Raw genomic sequence first — 22,881 nt, 5'->3', positions numbered from 1 at the left:
GGCCCTGGTTCACGGTTTAGCCGCTGCTATGGCGGTTTGCCCCTCCGGGTCAAGCGCGCGATAGCAGGCCTGCGCTTCGCACGCGGGGCCGCGGCGCGTGGGCAGTTCCAGCAGTTCGATCACGCGCACCGCCTTTCCGATCGGAAAGGTGAGCACGTCGCCGGGTGCGACCGGCTGGCTCGCGCGCATGACCCGCTGGCCGTTGCGCCGCACGTGCCCCGCTTCGACCAGCGTCTGTGCCCGCGCGCGCGTCTTCACGAAGCGCAAGTGGCACAGCAGCCGGTCGATCCGCATCACCGAACGAGGTCCGCCAGTGCGGCAAAGGCCCCGTTTGCGGGCGGCTTCCTGTCGGGCTCGCGCTCCGCCGGCCGCCGGCGCGAGGGGCGCCATTCCCACAGGTCCGGCGCGGCCGGGCCGAACGCGCCTTCGGCCAGCTTACGCGCGGGGAGACGGCGGAAGCCCGCGGCGCCGAGCAGCCGGTGCCAGTTCTCGGGCGCCAGTCCGGTGGAGACCGCCAGTGCCTGATCGAGCACGAAGCGCCGCGTTTTCGCCTCGCCGCGTGTCTGATGGGCGGCGCGCAGGATCTTCTCGACCATGTCGACACGCACCGCCTGCCGGCCCGCCGGGCGGTAGCCGGCGGGGAGCAGCGCCTTTCCGCCGTCGATGACCGGCTGCATCGCTTCCTGCAGCGGCCGCCGGTCGTAATCGAGCGCATGCAGCAGCGCACGGGGCGCGGGCTTGAGCAGGGCAGGAGCGAAGACGTCGAGCGCGCCGAACGTGACGCCGAGGCGGCGCAGGAACGGGCGCATGTCCTTCGGCAGGTGCTCGATCCCGGCTTTCTCGCGGGCGACGAACCCGTGTCCGCCGATCAGACCTAGCAGCAGCGCGCGGGCCTGCGACCCCGCCTCGGGGTTCTTGGCCGCTTCCTCCAGCCGGGCGAGCGGCTCGAGTGGCGCCAGCGCCGCGGCGAGCCAGGCCGCGAGGGCCTGCACCAGCCGCTCGCGCGCGGCTTCGGGCAGGGCGTGGAGCTCGCGCGCGGGCACGACGCGCGGGTGGACGGCGTCCGGGCCCGGCTCCAGCCGCGCCAGCTCCTGCCCCTGCCAGCGGATCGCGCCGCCCATCAGCTCCGCGCCTTCCATCTGCGAGGCGATCAGCGCCTCGGCGCGGTCCGACAGGATGCGCGGCAGGGCCTTCTCGCCCGCGGCCAGCAGCATCTTGCGATCGCCGTGGCTGGCCGTGTGGTCGACCTTGAAGCGGAAGCCCTCGACATGGCCGATCGGCTCGTCCTCCACCAGCAGCGCGCCGTCTTCCGCCAGGGTGACGGGCAACAGCGCAGGATCGGTGCCCAGGCTCTTCATCAGGATCGTGGTCCTCCGGTTGACGAAACGTTCGGTCAGCCGTGCGTGTAGCGCATCCGACAGCCTTGCTTCCACTGCTCTTGCGCGCGCGGCCATCTCGTCGCGCGCCAGGACCCAGTCGGGCCGCTGGCAGATATAGGCCCAGCTGCGAATCGCCGCGATCCGTCCCTGCAGCGTGTCGATGTCGCCCTGCACGCGGTCGAGCTCCGCGATGCGCGCGGCGACATAGTCGGCGCCGAGGTGCCCTTGCGCCAGATCCTGCCACAGCCGTGCGACGAACCGAGCGTGGACGTCGGGGCCGAGTTGGCGGAAGTCGGGCAGCGAGCAGGCTTCCCAGAACCGCCGCACCAGCCCCGCACCCTTGACGTCACCGGCGATCGGCTCGTCCGCCAGCCGCTTGAGAACCGCGAGATCGATCGCCTCGGGCGCGGACACGAGCTCGGGCTCGGCCGGCGAGGCCTCGAGATCGCCGATGAGCGTGCGAAGGCTGTCGAAGCGCGGTTCGGCCTCGCGCCAGAACAGCTTGGTCAGCGGCGCGAAGCGATGCTCCTCGATCGCATAGACCTCTTCGTCGGTGAACTCGGGGACCGGACCCTTGCCGGCGGCGAGCGTGCCGAATGTCCCGTCCTTCTGGTGCCGTCCGGCGCGTCCGGCGATCTGCGCCATCTCCGCAGGTGCCAGCCGCCGCTGGCGCACGCCGTCGAACTTGGTCAGTGAGGCGAAGGCGACATGGGTGACGTCAAGGTTCAGGCCCATGCCGATCGCGTCGGTCGCGACGATGTAGTCGACCTCGCCCGACTGGAACATCGCAACCTGCTTGTTGCGCGTCTCGGGGCTCAGCGCGCCCATGACCACCGCCGCTCCGCCGCGGAAGCGCCGCAGCATTTCGGCGACGGCGTAGACCTGCTCCACCGAAAAGGCGACGATTGCGCTTCGCGGAGGCAGGCGCGAGAGCTTGCGCGCGCCGGCATGGGTCAGCGTGGAGAAGCGCGGGCGTTCGATGATCTCGGCGCGCGGGATCAGCGAACGGACGACCGGTTCCAGCGTCGCAGCGCCGAGCAGCATGGTCTCCTCCCGTCCGCGGGCATGGAGGAGGCGATCGGTGAAGACGTGCCCGCGCTCGCGGTCGGCGGAAAGCTGCGCCTCGTCGAGCGCGACGAACGCATGGCCGCCGCCGGTCCGCGGCATGGCCTCGGCAGTGCAGCAGAAATAGCGCGCGCTTGCCGGCTCGACCCGTTCCTCGCCGGTGATCAGGGCGACCTGGCTCTCCCCCTTGATCGCGACCACCCGGTCGTAGACCTCGCGCGCGAGCAGGCGCAGGGGAAAGCCGATCGCGCCCGATGAATGGGCACACATCCGCTCGATCGCCAGATGGGTCTTGCCGGTGTTGGTGGGTCCGAGGACCGCCTTGATGGTACCATCGGTCACCCCGTGAATGTGGCATCGGGGAGGGCGCGCGGCAACCCGCGCCGGCGCCGTGCGGCGGAGTTCCCGCAGGCTGCCGCGCGAACGACTCGGTCCGCCGCAGCTTAATGCGGTCTTTACTTTAATCGGGCAGGGATTGCGGCATAGAGCACGCTCGGGTCGGGTCGCGAGACCATGCATCGCGACCTGTGGAGGAGGCGCGGTGTACAAGCAGGGTTTCGGCGACGGTCACGTCACCGCCGAGTCGGGCGGCGACCTCTGGCGCCCGGCCACGCTTTCGCACTCCCAGATCGTTGCCGATCCGCAGCCGCAGGTGATCCAGCGCGCCCGGCGCTTTCCCGAGCGATTCGACGCCTGGCGCGCGGGCGTGTCCGAAGCTTTCGGGAGGATGGATCTCGCGCCGGACCTGGCCGAGGCGATCGGCAGCCGCCGCTGGTTCCGCGGGCTCGGCACCCTGATCGGCCTCTCCGCGCTCGCGCTCACGATGTGGCCCGATTTCGCGCCGGTGGAGGCCGCGCCCGTGATGCGGCTGGACGATCCGGCGCGCGACGAATTCCGCAGCCAGATGATCATGCCGCTCGCGCTCGGGTCCGATAGTGGGCGGCGCATGGGCGCGACGGCGGTGGTCGTACCGCTCAAGTCGGCGCCCGAACGCCCCCGGATCGCATTGCTCGCCACTCTGGCGCGGGGCGACAGCTTCGAGCGCATGCTGCGCCGCGCCGGCGTCGGCACGGCCGATGCGGAGAGAGTCGCCGAGCTCGTTTCCGGCTCGGTTCCGCTGGAGGCGATCGAGCCCGGAACGCAGGTCGACATCATGCTCGGCCGCCGCCCGCAGCCCGGGGAGGCGCGTCCGCTCGACGCGCTCGAGTTCCGCGCCCGCTTCGATCTTGCGCTGGCCGTCACCCGCGACGCGGCGGGGAATCTGTCGCTCACGCGCAAGCCGATCCGCGTCGACGACACGCCGCTGCGCATCCGCGGCACCGTCGGCAGCAGCCTCTACCGCTCGATGCGCGCTGCGGGCGCGCCGGCCAGCGCGGTGCAACAGTACCTGAAGGCGCTCAACGAGCAGGTCGATCTCGACCGTGCGGTGCGCTCGAACGACACGTTCGACATGATCGTGCAGTACCGCCGCGCCGCCACCGGCGAGCGCCAGGCCGGGCAACTGCTCTACGCCGGGATCGAGCGCGGCGGGGAGCCGCAGACCCAGCTCATGCGGTGGGGCGAGGAGGGCCGGTTCTACGAAGCGTCGGGCGTGGGCGAACAGCGCAGCGGCCTCGTCGCGCCGGTGCCCGGGCGGATCTCCTCCAGTTTCGGCATGCGCCGCCATCCGATCCTCGGCTACAAGCGCATGCACGCCGGCATGGATTTTCGCGCCGGCTACGGCACGCCGATCGTCGCGGTGACCGACGGCCGCGTCGCCAGCGCCGGGCGCGCGGGCGGCTGCGGCAAGGCGGTGAAGCTCAGCCACGGCGGCGGGCTCGCCACGCGCTATTGCCACATGAGCCGCATCGCCGTGCGCAGCGGCCAGAGCGTGCGCCGCGGGCAGGTGATCGGCTATGTCGGGTCGACCGGCCTCTCGACCGGACCGCACCTGCATTACGAGATGTATCGCGGCGGCCGCGCGGTGAACCCCGCCTCGGTCGACTTCGTCACCCGTGCGCAGCTTTCGGGTGCCGAGCTGCGCCGTTTCCGTGCCGCGCTGGCCAATCTCAAGACCGTTGAGGCCGGTGCCGCCCTGGGCGATCTCGCGCCGACCGCAACCGAAGCCGCCGCTTCCGAGCCGGTGCGCGAGATCGACAAGCTCGAGACGCCCAAGCGCGTGGGATGACGGCTGCTGCCGATTGAACCGGACGCGGCTTTGCGGCAACAGGCTGGCATGACCGCCTCCTATCCCAACCTGCGGATGCGCCGCGCGCGTGCGAGCACCTGGAGCCGCGCGCTGTACCGCGAGAGCGTGCTGACGCCGGCCGACCTGATCTGGCCTCTGTTCGTCACCGACGGCGAGGGGGTGGAGGAGCCGGTCGCCAGCCTGCCCGGCGTCTCGCGCTGGTCCGTCGATGGCATCGCCGCCCGTGCGAAGGAGGCCGTCCAGCTCGGCATCCCGTGCCTGGCGCTGTTCCCCAACACCCAGCCCGGCCGCCGCTCCGACGACGGGGCCGAGGCGCTCGGTCCCGACAACCTGATGTGCCGCGCGATCAAGGCGATCAAGGACGCCTGCGGCAACGACATCGGCGTCCTGACCGACGTGGCGCTCGATCCCTACACCAGCCATGGTCAGGACGGGCTGCTCGATTCCGCCGGCTACGTGGTGAACGACGACACGGTCGCGGTTCTGGTGGACCAGGCGCTCAACCAGGCCCAGGCGGGGGCCGACGTCATCGCGCCTTCGGACATGATGGACGGGCGGGTGACGGCGATCCGCATGGCGCTCGAAATGGGGGGGCACCACAACGTCCAGATCATGAGCTACGCGGCGAAATATGCGAGCGCCTTCTACGGGCCGTTCCGCGACGCGGTGGGTTCGGGCGGCCTGCTCAGGGGCGACAAGAGGTCCTACCAGATGGACCCGGCGAACGGCGAGGAAGCCTTACGCGAAGTGGCGCTCGATCTCGCCGAAGGGGCAGACAGCGTCATGGTCAAGCCGGGACTTCCCTACCTCGACATCGTCCGCCGGGTGAAGGAGCGGTTCGAAGTGCCCGTCTTCGCCTACCAGGTGAGCGGAGAATACGCGATGATCGAGGCCGCGGCTGCTGCGGGCGCGGGGGACCGCGACGCGCTCGTGCTCGAAACGCTCATCGCCTTCAAGCGCGCTGGATGCAGCGGCGTGCTGACCTATCACGCGGCGCACGCCGCCCGGCTGCTGGGGGCATAGACATGACTGAATTCCGGCACGAAACCGATCGGCTCATCCTGCGCGACTGGCGCGAGGAGGACTGGGCCGAGTTCTTCCGCCACACCAACACGCCCGCGGTCATGCGCTGGCTCGGCGGCGAGCTCGACGAGGCGGGCATGGCCGCACAGCGCGAGCGGGTCGAAGGCAGCGCCCGGCGCAACGGGTTCTGCTTCTGGGTGGTCGAGCGCAAGGCAGACGGGGCGCTGCTCGGCTTCTGCGGGCTGAAGCGCGCCGACGCGCCGGGATCGACGGTGGCCGGAGCGGTCGAGATCGGCTGGCGCCTGCGCGAGGACGCCTGGGGGCAGGGCTATGCCAGGGAAGCCGCGACCGCCGCGCTCGACCTCGCCTTCGAGCGCTTCGGTGCCGAGGAGGTCGTCGCGCTCACGGTCGATGGCAACGCGGAGAGCTGGGGCCTGATGCGCCGCCTCGGCATGCGCCGGCGCGAGGAACTCGACTATCCCGACGAACGCTACGACCCGCCGTGGCGCGACACGATCGTCTATTCGATCGATCGCGCCGCATGGGACGGCCGCGATGGCTGACATCGTCGCCGAGACCGAGCGGCTGGTCCTGCGCACGATCGAGGAGGGCGACGCCGCCCTCCAGCATCGCCTGCTCAACACGCCTGCGGTCATGGCGCGGCTCGGCGGCGTCAAGGAACTGCATGAGATCGAAGCGAAGCATGCCAAGAGCATGGCGCTCTATGCGCAGGAGGGCTTCAGCTTCCTGTTCATGATCGAGAAGGCGACCGGCGAGATGGTCGGGCACTGCGGCATCAAGCGGGTCGACAACCCGCTGGCGAAAAATCAGGGCGATCACGAGGTGGGCTGGCTGGTGCGCGAGGATCGCTGGCGGCGCGGCTATGCGGAGGAGGCGATGCACACGGTGCTCGACTGGGCTTTCGGCCGGGTCGGCGCGCCGCATGTCGTCGCGCTGACCAGCGAAGCCAACATCGGAAGCTGGAAGCTGATGGAAAAGCTCGGCATGGTCCGCCGGCGCGATCTCGATTTCGACGATCCCGCCTATCCGCCGGAGGATCGGCGGACGATCCTCTACAGTCTCACCGCCGAGCAATGGCAGGAGCACAAGGCATGAGCGCAGCCCGTCCCGGAGTCCGGATCATCCCGATCCACGGCCGCACGCCGAAGATCCACGACAGCGCCTTCGTTGCACCGGGCTGCGTGCTGATCGGCGAGGTCGAGATCGGCGCGGACAGTTCGGTCTGGTACAACTGCGTGCTGCGCGCCGATGTCAGCCGGATCGTCATCGGGCAGCGGACGAACGTGCAGGACGGGAGCGTGCTCCACTGCGACCCCGAGCGTCCAGGCGATCCCGAAGGCTCGCCGCTGATCATCGGCGACGACGCGCTGATCGGCCACATGGCGATGGTCCACGGCTGCACGATCGAGGACCGCGGCTTCGTCGGCCTCGGCGCGATCGCGATGAACAAGGCGGTGATCGGTACCGACGCCATGCTCGCCGCAGGCGCCATGCTCACCGAAGGCAAGGTCATGGGCGCCCGCGAGCTCTGGGGCGGCCGGCCGGCGCGCAAGATGCGCGACCTCGACGATGCCGCGATTGCCGGGATGCGCGCAGGCGTGGCGCACTATGTCGAGAACGCGAAGGCGCACGCCGCGGCGCTCGATGGCACGTCCCAAGGCTGACTTTCCGCCGGCCCACGCGATCCGCGCGCTCGCGGATGCAGATGGCCGGCTGGCCCTGCGGGTCACGCCGGGCGCGCGGAGCGAAAGCGTGGCGATCGAGAACGGCCGCGTGCAGGTGAAAGTGCGCGCGAAACCCACCGACGGCGCGGCCAACGCCGCGGTTCTGGCGCTGCTCGGCAAGGCTTTGGGGATCGGCGCCTCGCGGCTGCAACTGTTGCGCGGCGCGACTTCGCGGGAAAAGCTGGTCCAGCTGCCGGATGCGCACCGACTTTAGGTACGGGCGCGCTCGATCCGGCTGGCCGCGAGGCACAGTCCTGCCGCCCACGCGAGCGGTATCCATGGCGCAAGGGCGGGCAATGCGATCGTAATCCAGGCACCCAGCACGGCGCCCGCGGCCAGGCTCGCCCAAAGCAGGAGATGCGCCAGGGCGCCGGGGGCCGGCCGGCCCATGAATCTCGCCGCCAGACCCTGCCCGAAGCGCACCAGCGCGCCCGTCATGTAGGTCACGCCGATGGCAACCCCGCCTTCGCGGCGAAATGCGTTGTTGATTGCGCCCATAGCCAGCGCCGAGGCGCCCACGAACAGCGCGATCAGCCCCAGCGCATGGCTGACCGCGCCCGCGGCGATCAGCAGGGTCGAGAGCATGAGGACCGATCGCTTCGGCGCTCCGCTGCGCTCCGCCACCACTGCGCCGGCCACGACGCCGCTCACGAAGCACACGATCAGCAGGATCGGCACCAATGCTGCCGGGGATCGGGCCGCAGCTTCGACGCCGAGCCGGGTGGTGTTCCCCGACATGAACGACACGAAATAGCCGCCGGCTGCGAGAAAGCCTGCTGCGTCCACGAACCCGGCGAGCCCCGCTATGCCATAGGCGAGCGCGCGGCGCGGGAGATCGTAGCGATGCATGGCCTGCCGGCCTTGCAGGGGGACCGGCGAGATTTCAATCCCGCACCAGCGCGCGCAGGGCGTCGATGCGATCCGCTTCGTGGGCGGGCTTGTCCCAGCGGATGCGGTGGATGCGCGGGAAGCGCATGGCGAGGCCGGACTTGTGGCGCTTGCTCGCGTGGACCGAGTCGAAGGCGACTTCGAACACCAGGCTCCTGTCGGTCTCCCGCACGGGGCCGAAGCGGTTGACGGTGTGCGTGCGGACGTAGCGGTCGATCTTGCGCAGTTCCTCGTCGGTGAAGCCGAAGTAAGCCTTGCCCACCGGCAGCAGATCGGCGCCCGCGTCGGGATCGCCGTCCCAGCAGCCGAAGGTATAGTCCGAATAGAAGCTGGACCGCTTGCCGCTGCCGCGCTGGGCGTACATCAGCACGCAGTCGACCAGCAAAGGATCGCGCTTCCACTTGTACCACAGCCCCGTCTTGCGCCCGGCGATATAGGGGCTGTCCTTGCGCTTGAGCATCAGCCCCTCGATCGCATCGTCGCGCGCGCCCGCGCGGATCTCGGTGAGGTGGTCGAAGTGCTCGGCATCGACCACCGGGCTGAGGTCGAAACGATCCTCGGACAGCCGCGGCATGAGGGCCTCGAGGCGGGCGCGGCGCTGCGTCCACGGCAAATCGCGCAGATCGTCGTCTTCGAGGATCATGACGTCATAGAGCCGGATGAAGGCGGGGAACTCCGCGAGCATCGCCCTGGACACGGTCTTGCGGCCGAGCCGCTGCTGCAGCGCGTTGAAGCTCGCCGCGCCGCCTCTCTCTCCGCCCTGATGAACCCCGCGCACGAGCAGCTCGCCGTCGAGCACCGCGTCCATGGGCAGGGCGTCGAGGAATTCGGGAAAGGTGCCGGAAATGTCGTCACCCGAGCGCGAGTAGAGGCGCGTTTCCCCTTGCTCGCCGCCGACGCGCACGAGCTGGACCCGGATGCCATCCCACTTCCATTCGGCCACGTAGTCCTCGAGATCGACGATGGTATCGTCCAGCGGGTGGGCGAGCATGAACGGGCGGAACAGGGGCAGGCTGCCGGTATCCGGCGGCGGCGCTCCTTCGGCAGCCCAGGCGAAGAGCGCGCGGTAGGGCGGGGCGAGGCCGTGCCAGTACTCCTCGACCTCCTCCACGCCGACATCGAAAGCCTGGGCGAACGCGATCTTGGCGAGCCGGGCCGAAATCCCGATCCGCATCGCGCCGGTGGCGAGCTTCAGCAGTGCGAAACGGCCGGAGGCGTCGAGACGATCGAGCAGGGCCGGCAGTTCGGCGAGGACGCTCCTGCGGGTCATCGCGGTGAGCGCCTCGACCGCTTCCGAGACGCTTGGCGGATCGGGCGGCGATTCGCCGGCCGGCCACAGCAGGCTTGCGGTCTCGGCGGTATCGCCCACGAAATCGCGGCTCAGGGTCCAGAGGACGGGGTCGACCCGTTCATGCATCAGGTTGCGGATGGTGCTCGCCTTGACTGCCGGGAAGTCGAGCCCGCCGGTCAAGGCGGCGAGCGCCCACCCGCGGTCGGGATCGGGCGTTGCCTGCAGATAGTCGGCGATCAACTGCAGCTTCTCGTTGCGGCTGCGCGTGTAGACCAGCGCGTCGATCAGGGCGGCGAACGCCTCCATCAATCCTGGCGCCCCTCAGTCATCCTCGTCCTCGTACCCGACCAGCGCCAGCGCGCGGGCGCGGCGTTGGTGGAGCTGGTGCCAGCGCAGCAGCGCCTCCTCGCGGCCGTGGGTGATCCAGGTCTCGTGCGGGTCGACCTCCTCGACCGTGCGGGTGAGCTCGCCCCAGTCGGCGTGGTCGGAGATGACCAGCGGCAGCTCGACGTTGCGCTGGCGGGCGCGCTGGCGCACGCGCATCCAGCCTGACGCCATGGCGGTAACGGCCGAGGGCAGGCGGCGGCTCCAGCGGTCGTTGAGCGCGGAGGGTGGACAGACGATGACGTGCCCGCGCATGTCCTCCTTCGTCGCGTCGCTAACCAGGCGCAGTTCGCCCAGATCGACGCCCCAGTCCTCGTAGAGCCGGCACATCCGCTCCAGCGCGCCATGGACGTAGATCGGCTGGCTATGGCCGGCGCGGCGCAGCTCCGCGATGACCCGCTGCGCCTTGCCCAGAGCATAGGCGCCGACCAGCACGCAGCGCTCGGGGTGTGCGGCGAGGCGGTCCAGCAGCTTGCCGATCTCGACTTCGATGGGTGGATGGCAGAACACCGGCAGGCCGAAGGTCGCCTCGGTGATGAAGACGTCGCAGGGGGTCACGTCGAACGGCGGGCAGGTCGGATCGGGGCAGCGCTTGTAGTCGCCGGTGACCACCACCCGCTCGCCCGCGTGCTCGAGCAGGATCTGCGCGCTCCCGAGCACGTGCCCGGCGGGAACGAACGTCGCGTCAACGCCGCCCGGCAGGCGGATCGTCTCGCCGTAGCCCACCGGCAGGGCGCCATCGGAAGTCGCGTAGCGCAACTTCATGATCGCGAGCGTCTCGGGCGTGGCGACCGTCCGCCCATGCCCGCCGCGCGCGTGATCCGCATGGCCGTGCGTCACCAACGCGTGGCCCACGGGCTCCGAGGGATCGATCCAGCAATCGGCGGGAACGACATGGATGCCGCGCGGCTCGGGCCGGATCCATGCGAAGTCTTGCGCCATGCGACTCAGAATGACGGGCGATGCCGGGCGGTTCCAGAGGCCTGGTGCGGACGGAGGCGCAGTGAGCCTCCGCCCGTTACCGCGGTCCGCCATTGGATCGCAGGTGGTGAAGAGTCTCCGCGGTTCTGCGCGAGCTTACTCTTCGCCTCTGTCCACGCCCTCGCTGGCGTCGGCTTCCGGCGTCGGGGCGTTCTTCGTCACCGGCGCCTTCTTCGCCTTCCGCTTCGGCTTGGCCTTGGGCGCTGCAGGCGTGAGTTCGAAGGCGGGCTTGCCCTCCTTCACGCTCACATGGACCTCGCCGCCGTCGGCGAGTTTGCCGAACAGCAGTTCCTCGGCCAGCGGCTGCTTGATCTTCTCCTGGATCAGGCGGCCCATCGGCCGTGCGCCGTAGAGCTTGTCGTAGCCCTTCTCGGCCAGCCAGCCACGCGCATCCTTGTCGAACTGGATGTGCACGTTCTGCTCGGCGAGTTGGAGCTCGAGCTGGAGGATGAACTTGTCGACCACCCGCGCGACGGTCGCCTTGCCGAGATAGGCGAAGGGTACGATCGCATCGAGTCGGTTGCGGAACTCGGGCGTGAACATGCGCTTCACCGCCTCTTCTCCCGCGTCTTCCTTGCTGACGTTGCCGAAGCCGATGCCCTGGCTTGCCATGTCCGCCGCACCGGCATTGGTCGTCATGATCAGCACGACGTTGCGGAAGTCGACCGTCTTGCCATGGTGATCGGTCAGGCGGCCGTTGTCCATCACCTGCAGCAGGATGTTAAACAAGTCGGGATGCGCCTTCTCGATCTCGTCGAGCAGCAGCACGCAGTGCGGATTCTGGTCGACCGCATCGGTCAGCAGGCCGCCCTGATCGTAGCCGACATAACCCGGGGGCGCGCCGATCAGGCGGCTGACCGAGTGGCGCTCCATATATTCGGACATGTCGAAGCGCTTCAGCTCGATGCCCATGATGCTGGCAAGCTGGCGCGCGACCTCGGTCTTGCCGACGCCGGTCGGCCCGGTGAACAGGAAGCTGCCGATCGGCTTGTCCGGATCGCGCAAGCCAGCGCGGCTGAGCTTCATCGCGGTCGAAAGGCGCTTGATCGCCCCGTCCTGCCCGAAGACGACGTGCTTGAGGTCGCGTTCGAGGTTTTCGAGCGCCTTCTTGTCGTCGCTCGAGACGGTTTTGGGCGGAATGCGCGCCATCGTCGCGATCACCGCCTCGATCTCGCGCGCGGTGATCTTCTTCTTACGGCGGCTCGGCGGCACAAGCATCTGCATCGCGCCGACCTCGTCGATCACGTCGATCGCCTTATCGGGCAGCTTCCGGTCGTTGATGTAGCGCGCCGAGAGCTCGACCGCCGTCTTGAGCGCATCGGGCGTATACTTGACGTTGTGATGGTCTTCGAACGCGGTCCTGAGGCCGCGCAGAATCTTCACCGTATCCTCGATCGTCGGTTCGTTGACGTCGATCTTCTGGAACCGGCGCAGCAATGCGCGATCCTTCTCGAAGTGGTTGCGGAATTCCTTGTAGGTGGTCGAGCCGATGCAGCGGATCGCACCGCTCGACAGCGCCGGCTTGAGCAGGTTGGAGGCGTCCATCGCGCCGCCGCTGGTCGCGCCGGCACCGATCACGGTGTGAATCTCGTCGATGAACAGAACCGCGTCGGGCATGCCTTCGAGCTCGTTGACGACCTGCTTCAGCCGCTCCTCGAAATCGCCGCGATAACGCGTGCCGGCCAGCAGCGCGCCCATGTCGAGCGAATAGATCACCGCGTCCTTGAGCACTTCGGGCACTTCGCCTTCGACGATCTTGCGCGCGAGGCCTTCGGCGATCGCCGTCTTCCCGACGCCTGGATCGCCCACGTAGAGCGGGTTGTTCTTGCTCCGGCGGCAGAGGATCTGGATCGTCCGGTCGACTTCGGGCCCGCGGCCGATCAGCGGGTCGATCTTGCCGGCCTCGGCCCGCGCGTTGAGGTTGACGGTGAACTGGTCGAGCGCCGTCTCCTTCTTGTTGTCGGCCTTCTCTTCCGCCTTGCCGGCTTCGTCGGCGCCCTGCGGTGCGCGGCTTTCGAGCTGCTTGCCGCCCTTGCCGATGCCGTGGCTGATGAAGCTCACCGCATCCAGCCGGCTCATGTCCTGCTGCTGCAGGAAATAGACCGCGTAGCTGTCGCGTTCGGAGAACAGGGCGACGAGCACGTTGGCGCCCGTCACGGTGTCCTTACCGCTCGACTGCACGTGCAGGATCGCGCGCTGGATCACCCGCTGGAAGCCGGCGGTCGGCTGCGGATCGCCTTCGTCCTCGGTCTTGAGCGACTGGTACTCCTGATCGAGATACTGGCGCACCGCCTCACCCAACTCGTCGAGGTCGACGCCGCACGCAGTCATCACCTGCGCCGCGTCCTCATCCTCGACCAGCGCGAGCAGCAAGTGCTCGAGCGTGGCATATTCGTGCCGCCGCTCGCTCGCGCTGGCGAGCGCGGCGTGGAGGGTCTTCTCGAGGGTCTGGGCGAAGCTGGGCATCTAGCGGACTTTCGTGGCGAAAAGCGGGGTTTCCCTACTGTGGGAATGTAACCGGGCGTTGTTAACCAGGCCTATATGGGAGCGGCACCGCGGATTGAGAACCGGGCGGTTCACGAGCCCGGCTTTTGGAACAGCGCGTCGGCCGCATTGCGATGGGCCGCGGCGCTCAGCCGGTGCTTTTCGACTCGCGCGATCTCGGCTTCGAGCAGGGCGATTCGCTCGGCCAGCTCGTCCTGGGAGTAGGGCGAAAGATCTTCGGCGGCGAGCTTGCTCGCAGCGTCACCCCGAGGGCGCGGACGATCGTCCTCATCCATCGGCTGCAATGTCGCAAGGCGGCGCGCTTGCTGTCAATGGGGCAGCGCGTTAGGTGCGCATGCGTGACGGCACGGCCACAGGGGGAAGGCGAATGACGGCGCACCTGCCACGCGAGATGACCGCGATCGGATACGACGCGCCGGGGAAGCCGGACGTGCTTCGGCCGGAGACGGTCCCGGTTCCGCAGCCGGGAGAGGGCGAGGTGCTGATTCGCGTCGCTTATGCCGGAGTAAACCGGCCCGACGTGATCCAGCGCCAGGGCAACTATCCACCGCCGCCCGGCGCTTCTCCGATACCCGGGCTCGAGATTTCCGGCACGATCGCTGCGGTCGGGCCGGGCGTGCCCGAGGACTACGTGGGCGAGAAGGTTTGCGCGCTCGTTTCCGGCGGGGGCTACGCCGAATATTGTCTCGCCCATATCGGCCATTGCCTGCCCGTGCCCCACAGCATGCCGCTGGCCGAGGCTGCGGCGCTTCCGGAGACGCTGTTCACCGTCTGGCATAACGTGTTCGAGCGCGGCTGGGCGCGCGAGGGCGAGACGCTGCTCGTCCACGGCGGCACCAGCGGAATCGGCACGATGGCAACGATGCTCGGCAAGGCTTTCGGACTGACCGTGATCGTCACCTGCGGCGACGAGGCGAAGTGCGCCGCCGCCCGGGACCTGGGCGCGGACCTCGCGATCAACTACCGCGCGCAGGACTTCGTCGAGGAGGTGAAGGCCTTCACCGGCGGCAAGGGCGTCGAACTGGTGCTCGACATGGTCTCGGGCGACTACGTGCCGCGCAACCTCAAATGCCTCGCGGAAGATGGGCGGCACGTGACGATCGCGGTGCTCGGCGGGCCCAGGGCGGAGCTCAACATGGCGGTGGTGATGAGCCGCCGCCTCACGCTCACCGGCTCGACCCTGCGCCCCCGATCGGACGCGTTCAAGACGCTGCTCGCGGGCGAAATCGAGAAGAATGCCTGGCCCCTGTTCGAAGAGGGCAAGCTGCGCCCGGTGATGGATCGGACCTTTCCCCTCGACGAAGCCGCGGCGGCCCACGCGCGGATGGAAGCGGGCGACCACATCGGCAAGATCGTGCTGGAAGTGGGAAGCTGATGCTGGCGCTGGGATCTTTTCTCGTGCCAAATGACTGACGCGAAACTGTCACGCTTTCCCCGAACGGTCACCGAACCGTGAATCGCCTGTAACAATTGCCTGTCATGTGCCTGACGTGAAATGCATTCGCTAGCGGAGTGCGGGCGATGGGCGAAGAACGGATCAAAGGGCTTCCAGGCGGATTGGCCGAACTGGCGGCGGTGGCGAGTCTGCCGCCCGTGAGGAGTGCGATTCCCGAACCGGTCGACGGCAAGCGGCGAAAGTTCCGCACGATCTGGATCAGCGACATCCATCTCGGGACCAAGGGCTGCAACGCCGCGATGCTGATCGACTTTCTCGACAGCACCGACAGCGAGACGATGTACCTCGTCGGCGACATCATCGATGGCTGGCGGCTGAAGAAGAAGGTCTACTGGCCGGCGGAGCACAACGACGTCGTCTGGCGCATCCTCAAGCGCGCCAAGCGCGGAACGCGGATCGTCTACATACCGGGCAACCACGACGAGATGCTGCGCCCGTTCTCGGGCATGAACTTCGGCGGGGTCGAGATACACCGCGCAGCCTTCCACGAGACGGCCGACGGGCGCCGGCTGATGGTGCTCCACGGCGACGAGTTCGACGCCATCATGCTCGCGCACCGCTGGCTCGCGGTGGTTGGGGACGTGCTCTATCACTTGCTCATGGGCCTGAACCGCTGGGTCAATCTCGTGCGCAAGGCGTTCGGGCTACCCTACTGGTCGCTGTCGAAGGTCGCCAAGCACAAGGTCAAGAACGCGGTCGAGTTCATCGGCCGCTACGAGGAGATCGTCGCCCGCGCCGCCGCCGAGCGGGGCGTCGACGGGGTCGTGTGCGGCCACATCCACACGGCGGAGATCCGCAACTTCGAGGGGATCGAGTACTACAACGACGGCGACTGGGTCGAAGGCTGCACCGCGCTGGTCGAGCACTTCGACGGGCGCATGGAACTGCTCCACTGGCCCGAGGAGATGGCGCGCCGCGCACGGTATGACGTCGTGGCCTCGGCCGCTCGCAAGGCGGCGGCATGAGCCGGATGGAGGCAGTCGTGGCCGAAGCGGACACCGTGCGGCCCTATCCGCACCGGATCGCCATCGTCACCGATGCGTGGGCGCCGCAGATGAACGGCGTGGTCCGCACCCTGGCGGCGACCTGCGATATCCTCCGCTCGCGCGGGCACGAGGTGGAGGTGATCTCGCCCGAGGGCTACCGCTCGCTGCCTTGCCCGACTTATCCCGACATTCGCCTGGCCATGCCGCTGCCCGGCGCGGTCGGGCGGCGGCTCACGGCATTGGCACCCGATGCGATCCACGTCTCGACCGAAGGGCCGCTCGGTCTGGCGGCACGACGGTTCTGCACGGTGCGCGGCATTCCCTTCACCACGGCCTATCACACGCAGTTTCCCGAATACGTCGCGCGGCGCACCGGCCTCTCGCCGGCGCTGTTCTGGCGCTACATTCGCTGGTTCCATGCGCCTTCGCGCCAGGTGCTGGTCGCAACCGAGAGCATTCGCGAGGAGCTGCGGGGGCAGGGACTGCGCCGCCTCCATCCCTGGAGCCGCGGGGTCGATCTGACCTGCTTCAATCGAGACGCCCCGCCGCCGCCAGAGTTCGAAGGTCTCCCGCGTCCGATCCAGCTCTACGTCGGCCGCGTTGCAGTGGAGAAGAATCTCGAGGCGTTCCTCACCGGCAGCTATCCGGGGACCAAGGTGGTCGTCGGCGACGGTCCGGCCTTCGCCGAACTCAGCGCTAAGTTCCCCGACGCCCATTTCCTCGGGCGCCGAAGCGGCCGCGCATTGGCCGGGTGCTATGCTCATGCCGACGTGTTCGTTTTCCCGAGCCGGACCGACACTTTCGGGCTGGTCATGATCGAAGCGCTCGCTTGCGGCACGCCGGTTGCGGCGTTTCCGGTGCCGGGGCCGCGCGATATCGTCACTCACCGGGTCGGTGCGCTGTCCGAAGATCTCGACCGCGCGATCGCGGGCGCCCTGTTCAGCGACCGTGCCGATTGCGCGGAAATGGGCGCGCGCTATTCGTGGGATGCGGCGACCGATCAGTTCCTCGCCGGGCTCGCCGCGCTCGACGCGGAGCCGCTCGCCGCCTGAGCTTCCGGAGGGCGAGGGCTGAAAAGCTTGCCCTCGCATGACGCATCGCCTAAATCGCCTGTGCAACGGCCGCTCCGCGAGGGGCGGCCCTTATATTTTCAGGACAGTTTCGATCATGGCGCAACCCACCCCGCTGATGCCGCATGCGACCGCCACCTGGCTGGTCGACAACACCTCGCTCAGCTTCACGCAGATCGCCGACTTCTGCGGCCTGCACATCCTCGAAGTTCAGGCGATGGCCGATGATCTTGCAGGCAGCAAGTACACCGGCCGCGACCCGATCCACTCGGGGGAACTGACGCAGGAGGAGATTGAGCGCGGGCAGGCCGATCCGGGCTATGCGCTCAAGATGCAGCGCGCGCCGGTCGAGGTCACGCGGACCAAGGGCCCGCGCTACACCCCGGTGTCGAAGCGGCAGGACAAGCCCGACGGCATCGCGTGGATCCTGCGCAACCATCCGGAGATTTCGGATGCGCAGATCTCCAAGCTGATCGGCACTACGCGCAACACGATCACGGCGATTCGCGAGCGCAGCCACTGGAACATCCAGAACATCCAGGCCAAGGATCCGGTGACGCTCGGCCTGTGCTCGCAGCGCGAGCTCGACGCGGTTGTCGCCAAGGCGGCGAAGAAGGCCGGCTCCGACGGTGAAGCACCTGCGCCGGTGGTCGATTCGGGCACGGACCGTGAGAAGCTGATCGCCGAACTGCGCGCCGAGCGCGACGCGAACGAGAAGGCTGCTGCCGAAGCCGCCCAGGAAGCCGAAGCCGCCGCCTGGCTCGAAGCCCGCCGCGCCGCCGAGAATGAAGGCGACGAACAGCTCTGAGGATGCCGGGCACCGCTGCGGCGGGCTCGATCTTCTGCTCCTCCCGTCATCCCGTGAAAGCTGGAATGACGGTGTGAACTTGCGCGTTGTCCCTTGTGGGACCGAATCGCCTTCAGAAAGTCCTTGCCCTCGCGCACGCTCTCGCGCATCCATGTTGACATGGATGTCAGTAAGGCGCCTTATCAGCATGCCGCCCCGTGGGACACGCCGTTCGAACCGGTGGCGCTCCCCGACCTCTTTGCGCGAACGACGGAGCGGCGGCCCGATGCACCGCTGGTCGACTTCCTCGGGCGGGTCTATTCCTACCGAGCGCTATATCAGGAAGCGCGGCGCTTTGCGGCGGGCCTGCAGGAACTCGGCATTGCGCGCGGAGACCGGGTAGGGCTGTTCCTGCCCAACGTGCCGATCTACGTCTCCGCCTACTACGGCGCGATGATGGCCGGTGCGGTGGCTGTCAACTTTTCGCCGCTCTACACGGTCGAGGAGCTCAAGCAGCAGGTCGAGGATTCGGGTACCCGTATGCTGGTCACGATCGATGCCGCGAGCCTGCTGCCGACCGCGCTGGAGGTGCTCGACCGCTCACCGCTTGAAACGCTCGTCGTCGGCCGCCTGGGGACGATGCTGACGCCGCTGAAGCGGGCCGCGCTCAAGCTGCTCGGCCGTAAGAGCATAACAGCCATCCCGGCGAGGGTTGATATCCTAGAGTGGGCCGGCATGCTGCCCAAGTGTGAGCCTGCGCCCGTCGCGCTCTCGCCCGCCGATCTCGCGCTGCTGCAGTACACCGGCGGCACGACCGGGCGGCCCAAGGGCGCCATGCTCACGCATGCCAACCTGGCGATCAACGCGATGCAGGTCGATGCGATCGACCCGTTCGACCGCGACGAGCCCGACGTCATCATGGGTGCGCTGCCGCTGTTTCACGTCTTCGCCAACACCTGCGTGCTCAACCGGACGGTTGCGAAAGGCGCCTGCATCGCGATGGTGCCGCGGTTCGACCCGAAGCAGGTGCTGCAGACGATCGAGCGCACCCGCGTCACCGCCTTTCCCGGCGTGCCGACAATGTTCCAGGCGCTGCTCGACCATCCGCGGATCGGCAGGACCGACTTCTCCTCGCTCAAGGTGTCGATCTCGGGCGGCGCGCCGCTGCCCGCACCGGTGCGCGAAAAGTTCGAGGCGGCGAGCGGCGCACGGCTGGTCGAAGGTTACGGATTGACCGAGAGCTCGGGCGTGGTCTCGACCAATCCCTACACCGGGCTGCGCAAGCCGGGCACGATCGGACAGGTCATCCCGCAGACCCGCGTGATGCTGCTCGACAAGGAAGATCCCACGAAACCCGCACCCGACGGCGAGCCGGGGGAGCTGGTCATCGCAGGACCGCAGATCATGCAAGGGTACTGGAACCGCCCGGACGCGGCGAAAAACGCCTTCGCCGATCTGGGCGGCACGCGGTGGCTGCGCACCGGGGACGTCGCCGAGATCGACGAGGACGGCTTCATCGCCATTGTCGACCGGATCAAGGACATGATCGCCGTCGGCGGGTTCAAGGTCTTCCCGAGCCAGGTCGAAGCCGTGCTGCTCGAGCACGCGGCGGTCAAGGAAGCGCTCGTGATCGGCGTTCCCGACGCCTATCGCGGAGAGACGCCCCGGGTCTACGTGACGCTGGCCGAGGACGCCGAAGCGACCGCTGCCGAGCTCCAGACCTGGCTCAACGCCCGCGTCGGGAAGCACGAGCGCGTTTCCGGCGTCGTCATCCGCGCGGAACTGCCCAAGACGATGATCGGCAAGCTCGACCGCAAGGCCCTGCGCGCCGAAGTGCTTGAGGTCGCGGCCGGCGATGACCCCGGCGACGTCGCCCCTGCAGCAGGGGCTGGCTGACCGCACCCGAAGGCACTCGGTCGGTGGTGACAGCGCCGCCCCGGCAAAGCGCGGCGTTCACTTTCGCCAATGTTGGTCGGGACTCTGCCTTAGCGGGGGCGACGGGGAATAGTTGTCGCCGGCGGCTTAAGTCTCAGGTCGCCAGCGTCAGCTTCGGTTCGCCGTCGTCGCTCGAAACGGGCGACACCGGCTTCTCCGCTCCGCGCTGGTTGGGCGCGCGGTGGGCGAAGCGGCCTTCGACTTGCGCGCCCTGCTCGATGGTCAGGGCGTCGTAGTTCACGTCGCCTTCGACCCGGGCCGATTTCAGCACGACGAGATGGCGCGCCGTGATCGAGCCGGAAATCCGGCCGGCCAGGCGTGCGGTCTCGGCACTGATCGCGCCTTCGATCACGCTCGTCTCGCCCTGCACCAGCGATTCGCAGGCGATGTCGCCTTCGATGCGGCCGTCGACGTGAAGCTCGGTGGAGGCGGACACGTCGCCCTTGATGGTGACGTCGGCGCCGATCACGGAGAACGTCGAGCTGGAAGGGGCGGAAGGTCTAGCCATCGGAATCGCTCCCGCCGACTCGGGCTCTGGCTTCTTTGAGAACATCGGGCGCTGTCTCCAGGAAGGGCCGCGGATTGACCGCGCGGCCGTTGATGCGGACTTCGAAGTGGAGGTGCGGGCCGGTCGAGCGGCCGGTGCTGCCGATCGCACCGATCACGTCGCCGGTGTCGACCTGTTGGCCGACCTTGGCGGAAAACTTCGACATGTGGGCGTACCGGGTGGTCAGACCGTTGCCGTGGGTGATCTCGACCACTTTACCGTAGCCGGACTTGCGCCCGACGAAGCTGACGCGGCCTTCCGCCGCGGCGAAGATCGGGGCGCCGACGGGGCCGCGGAAATCGAGGCCCTTGTGCATTGCGCCGTGGCCCGTGAACGGATCGCGGCGATAGCCGAAGCCCGACGAGATGTACTTGAGATTGGCGGGCTCGAACTGCGGAATGCCATCGAGGCCCTGCTCAAGGGCGGCCATCTGCGCGAGGCTGAGGCCGAGGCGCTCGAAACGCGGATCGACTTTGCCGTCGGCACCGGTCGCAAGCAGTTCGAGCGGACCACCCATCGCGTCCCGATGAGCCGAGCGCAGGATCGCCGAAGGATCGAGCCCGAGCGTGCGCATCGCCTCTGCGGCGCGTTCGGCGCGATGGTCGGCGAAGCGGGTCATCTTCTCGACCAGCGCGAGCTGGCGGGCTTCGATCTGGGCCAGCGACCGCGCTTCGGGGAAGACTGCGCTGACCTTGGCGACGGTTTCTGCCGCCTCTCCGGTCGAATCGCTGACCGGCGCCTGTCCCTTGATGTCGTCGGGCAGCATTTCGGCCATTTCCTCGAGCACCGTCTGGCGCTGCTCGAGATCCTTGGCGACGGCGGTGAGATCGTCACCGTAGGTGTCGAGCCGCTCTTCGGAAGTCGCGACTCTCGCCTCTCGCTCGAGCAGCGACATGCGGTCCGCTTCCGCGCGGAACTGGTTCCAGCCCATGATCGCGAGGCTGACCATCCATGCGACGAACGCCGCCGAGGCGATCGCCGCGGCGGTCATCTGGACGCGCGATGAAATTCGGATGAAACGGACCTGTCCCTGGGATCGCATGAAGAATTCGCGATCCGGGAACCAAGCCCGAAGGCGGTCCACCCATCCGCCTACGGTTGAGCTAGTCACCAATTACGACCCCTATGCCGTCCTTTTATCCCGGCGGGGCCGCTACCACGCGAGCCGCCGCGGGTCGAATCGTGAGACAAGGCAAAAGGGCGAATCGAACGACTCGCGGGCTGAATCGTTTCCAGGTTACGAAATTAACCCGAGTTCTTCACAAATGGGCTCAACTCCCGGCGGACGAATCCGCGCCTGACAGGCCCTGCCACCGCTGCTAGGCCATGCGCCATGGGCTCGATTGCAAGCGGCCGTTCCAGGCCGATCTCCCCCTGATGCGCGCCCGCCGAATCGGTCTGCTCGGCGGCAGCTTCAACCCCGCCCATGGCGGGCACCGCCGGATATCGCTCTTTGCCGCCGAGACGCTCGGGCTGGACGAAGTCTGGTGGCTCGTCTCGCCCGGCAATCCGCTCAAGCCCCGGGCCGGAATGGCTCCGCTGCCCGCGCGGGTGAAGTCGGCGATCCGGCAGGCGCGCCGCGCGCCGATTCGTGTCACCGCAATAGAGCGCGAACTCGGCACCCGATACACCGTCGACACGCTGCGGGCGCTGATCCGGCGCTATCCGGACCGTCAGTTCATATGGCTCATGGGGGCGGACAATCTCGCGCAGTTCCACCAGTGGAAGGATTGGCGCGGCATAGCGCGTGCGATGCCGATTGCGGTGATTGCCCGGCCCGGCTATGATGGCGAGGCTTTCGCAAGCCCCGCGATGGCATGGTTGCGTCGACATCGGGTCGAAGCTGCCGATTTCAGGAACAGGGGCGACTGGAGTGCGCCGAGCCTGGTGACATTGCGTTTCGATCCGGATCCCCGATCGGCCACGGCCATCCGCCGTGCCGACCCCGAGTGGGCCGGGCGTTACTCGCAGGTACCGCCGCGCGATCAGCTTACATTTCGCCGAATAGTCCCCACATCCCGCGGGGAGCGCGCGCAGGCGCCATGATGCGCATCGCCGCCCTCGCATTTTCTCTCGCAACCGTCAGGAGCGCAATATCCGCCTATGAACCAGGCGCAAACATCCATGCCCGAGCACGATTCGCGGCATCCGCCGGTGATTGAAGCCGAGCCGGGCTCGCTTCACGCGCTCGTCCTCACGCAACTGGAGGACGACCAGGCGCAGGACGTCGTGTCGATTCCGCTCGCGGGCAAGTCGAGCATTGCCGATCACATGGTCATCGCTTCGGGCCGTTCGACCCGCCAGGTGGCCGCGATCGCGCAGAAGCTCGCCGAAAAGGTCAAGCAGGAAGGCCATGGGCCCGTACGGCTCGAGGGTCTGCCGCAGGCCGACTGGGTGCTGATCGACGCGGGCGACGTGGTCGTCCACCTATTCCGCCCGGAAGTCCGCAGCTTCTACAACCTGGAACGCATGTGGGCCTTCGGCGACGCTCCGCCCGTGGCCGCCGGAACCGCCTGACACACAGCATGACCTCGCGTGCTGCTTCTCCGGCTCCGGCCCGAAGGGCCGCAAGGCCGGAATCGAAGCCGAAGGTGCAGATGGCCAGAGGCCACCTGCAGGGCTACCCGCAGCACCCGCAGGGTGCGAGGAAA

22 protein-coding genes are annotated in these 22,881 nt (G+C 68.3%); 13 read left to right on the top strand and 9 right to left on the bottom strand.

Annotated features, from left to right (window positions below):
* Positions 1–9: 9 nt before the first annotated feature.
* The gene (locus AC3A5N_RS05490; RefSeq protein ID WP_487736328.1) at positions 10–294 is read right to left on the bottom strand and encodes an RNA-binding S4 domain-containing protein; all 285 of its coding nucleotides are present in this window, start codon (positions 292–294) and stop codon (positions 10–12) included.
* Positions 294–2,714 (bottom strand): helicase-related protein, encoded by a 2,421-nt coding sequence (locus AC3A5N_RS05485; RefSeq protein WP_487736327.1) that lies wholly within the window; start codon positions 2,712–2,714, stop codon positions 294–296. Before AC3A5N_RS05485 ends, AC3A5N_RS05490 begins: the two co-directional genes overlap by 1 nt.
* 271 nt (positions 2,715–2,985) lie before the next feature.
* Here AC3A5N_RS05485 and AC3A5N_RS05480 point away from each other — a divergent pair, with 271 nt between their 5' ends.
* The 6 genes from AC3A5N_RS05480 to AC3A5N_RS05455 are packed head-to-tail and all read left to right on the top strand — an operon-like array spanning position 2,986 to position 7,614.
* Complete coding sequence (locus AC3A5N_RS05480) at positions 2,986–4,611, top strand: peptidoglycan DD-metalloendopeptidase family protein (protein WP_487736283.1); 1,626 nt, start codon at positions 2,986–2,988, stop codon at positions 4,609–4,611.
* Positions 4,612–4,659: 48 nt separating this feature from the next.
* Complete coding sequence (gene hemB, locus AC3A5N_RS05475) at positions 4,660–5,655, top strand: porphobilinogen synthase (protein ID WP_487736282.1); 996 nt, start codon at positions 4,660–4,662, stop codon at positions 5,653–5,655.
* A gap of 2 nt (positions 5,656–5,657) precedes the next feature.
* Entirely contained in the window at positions 5,658–6,218 is a 561-nt protein-coding gene (locus AC3A5N_RS05470) for a GNAT family N-acetyltransferase (RefSeq protein ID WP_487736281.1), read from the top strand.
* Positions 6,211–6,771, top strand: a complete 561-nt coding sequence (locus AC3A5N_RS05465) for a GNAT family N-acetyltransferase (RefSeq protein WP_487736280.1) — start codon at positions 6,211–6,213, stop codon at positions 6,769–6,771. Before AC3A5N_RS05470 ends, AC3A5N_RS05465 begins: the two co-directional genes overlap by 8 nt.
* Complete coding sequence (locus AC3A5N_RS05460; RefSeq protein ID WP_487736279.1) at positions 6,768–7,340, top strand: gamma carbonic anhydrase family protein; 573 nt, start codon at positions 6,768–6,770, stop codon at positions 7,338–7,340. Before AC3A5N_RS05465 ends, AC3A5N_RS05460 begins: the two co-directional genes overlap by 4 nt.
* Entirely contained in the window at positions 7,321–7,614 is a 294-nt protein-coding gene (locus AC3A5N_RS05455; protein WP_487736278.1) for a DUF167 domain-containing protein, read from the top strand. The genes AC3A5N_RS05460 and AC3A5N_RS05455 overlap by 20 nt, the downstream gene beginning before the upstream one ends.
* On the opposite strand, the gene AC3A5N_RS05450 is transcribed toward AC3A5N_RS05455, so the two are convergent.
* The 5 genes from AC3A5N_RS05450 to AC3A5N_RS05430 form a co-directional block, all read right to left on the bottom strand.
* Complete coding sequence (locus AC3A5N_RS05450) at positions 7,611–8,249, bottom strand: YoaK family protein (protein ID WP_487736277.1); 639 nt, start codon at positions 8,247–8,249, stop codon at positions 7,611–7,613. The genes AC3A5N_RS05455 and AC3A5N_RS05450 overlap by 4 nt on opposite strands.
* Positions 8,250–8,283: 34 nt before the next feature.
* On the bottom strand, positions 8,284–9,885 hold the full coding sequence (locus tag AC3A5N_RS05445) for a cisplatin damage response ATP-dependent DNA ligase (protein ID WP_487736276.1): 1,602 nt from the start codon (positions 9,883–9,885) through the stop codon (positions 8,284–8,286).
* A 15-nt stretch (positions 9,886–9,900) separates the two neighbouring features.
* A complete protein-coding gene (locus AC3A5N_RS05440) occupies positions 9,901–10,905 on the bottom strand; it encodes a ligase-associated DNA damage response exonuclease (protein WP_487736275.1) in 1,005 nt (334 codons plus the stop codon).
* Positions 10,906–11,040: 135 nt separating this feature from the next.
* A complete protein-coding gene (gene clpA, locus AC3A5N_RS05435) occupies positions 11,041–13,410 on the bottom strand; it encodes an ATP-dependent Clp protease ATP-binding subunit ClpA (protein ID WP_487736274.1) in 2,370 nt (789 codons plus the stop codon).
* A gap of 110 nt (positions 13,411–13,520) precedes the next feature.
* The gene (locus AC3A5N_RS05430) at positions 13,521–13,724 is read right to left on the bottom strand and encodes a DUF1192 domain-containing protein (RefSeq protein ID WP_487736273.1); all 204 of its coding nucleotides are present in this window, start codon (positions 13,722–13,724) and stop codon (positions 13,521–13,523) included.
* A 92-nt stretch (positions 13,725–13,816) separates the two neighbouring features.
* Here AC3A5N_RS05430 and AC3A5N_RS05425 point away from each other — a divergent pair, with 92 nt between their 5' ends.
* The 5 genes from AC3A5N_RS05425 (at position 13,817) to AC3A5N_RS05405 (ending at position 19,644) form a co-directional block, all read left to right on the top strand.
* Positions 13,817–14,824: an NAD(P)H-quinone oxidoreductase gene (locus tag AC3A5N_RS05425; RefSeq protein ID WP_487736272.1), complete on the top strand. Its 1,008-nt coding sequence runs from the start codon at positions 13,817–13,819 to the stop codon at positions 14,822–14,824.
* Positions 14,825–14,970: 146 nt separating this feature from the next.
* Positions 14,971–15,870 (top strand): UDP-2,3-diacylglucosamine diphosphatase, encoded by a 900-nt coding sequence (locus tag AC3A5N_RS05420; RefSeq protein WP_487736271.1) that lies wholly within the window; start codon positions 14,971–14,973, stop codon positions 15,868–15,870.
* A complete protein-coding gene (locus AC3A5N_RS05415; protein WP_487736270.1) occupies positions 15,867–16,943 on the top strand; it encodes a glycosyltransferase family 4 protein in 1,077 nt (358 codons plus the stop codon). The genes AC3A5N_RS05420 and AC3A5N_RS05415 overlap by 4 nt, the downstream gene beginning before the upstream one ends.
* Positions 16,944–17,058: 115 nt before the next feature.
* Entirely contained in the window at positions 17,059–17,769 is a 711-nt protein-coding gene (locus AC3A5N_RS05410; RefSeq protein WP_487736269.1) for a DUF1013 domain-containing protein, read from the top strand.
* Positions 17,770–17,928: 159 nt separating this feature from the next.
* On the top strand, positions 17,929–19,644 hold the full coding sequence (locus AC3A5N_RS05405) for a long-chain-fatty-acid--CoA ligase (protein ID WP_487736268.1): 1,716 nt from the start codon (positions 17,929–17,931) through the stop codon (positions 19,642–19,644).
* Positions 19,645–19,777: 133 nt separating this feature from the next.
* Here the strand turns inward: AC3A5N_RS05405 and AC3A5N_RS05400 are convergent, their stop codons facing one another.
* Positions 19,778–20,191 (bottom strand): bactofilin family protein, encoded by a 414-nt coding sequence (locus AC3A5N_RS05400; protein WP_487736267.1) that lies wholly within the window; start codon positions 20,189–20,191, stop codon positions 19,778–19,780.
* Positions 20,184–21,341 carry a peptidoglycan DD-metalloendopeptidase family protein gene (locus AC3A5N_RS05395; RefSeq protein WP_487736266.1) on the bottom strand — a complete coding sequence of 386 codons (1,158 nt, stop codon included), beginning with the start codon at positions 21,339–21,341 and terminating at the stop codon, positions 20,184–20,186. The genes AC3A5N_RS05400 and AC3A5N_RS05395 overlap by 8 nt, the downstream gene beginning before the upstream one ends.
* Before the next feature lie 266 nt (positions 21,342–21,607).
* Between AC3A5N_RS05395 and AC3A5N_RS05390 the strand changes: the two genes are divergently transcribed.
* Positions 21,608–22,276: a nicotinate-nucleotide adenylyltransferase gene (locus AC3A5N_RS05390; protein WP_487736265.1), complete on the top strand. Its 669-nt coding sequence runs from the start codon at positions 21,608–21,610 to the stop codon at positions 22,274–22,276.
* 78 nt (positions 22,277–22,354) lie between these two features.
* Complete coding sequence (gene rsfS, locus AC3A5N_RS05385) at positions 22,355–22,747, top strand: ribosome silencing factor (RefSeq protein WP_487736326.1); 393 nt, start codon at positions 22,355–22,357, stop codon at positions 22,745–22,747.
* The last annotated feature ends 134 nt before the right edge of the window (positions 22,748–22,881 follow it).

This window comes from Pelagerythrobacter sp. Soil_C_18, from assembly GCF_057657235.1.
The sequence above is the reverse complement of the archived record's forward strand: the minus strand, read 5'-3'. Positions and strand labels throughout refer to the sequence as shown.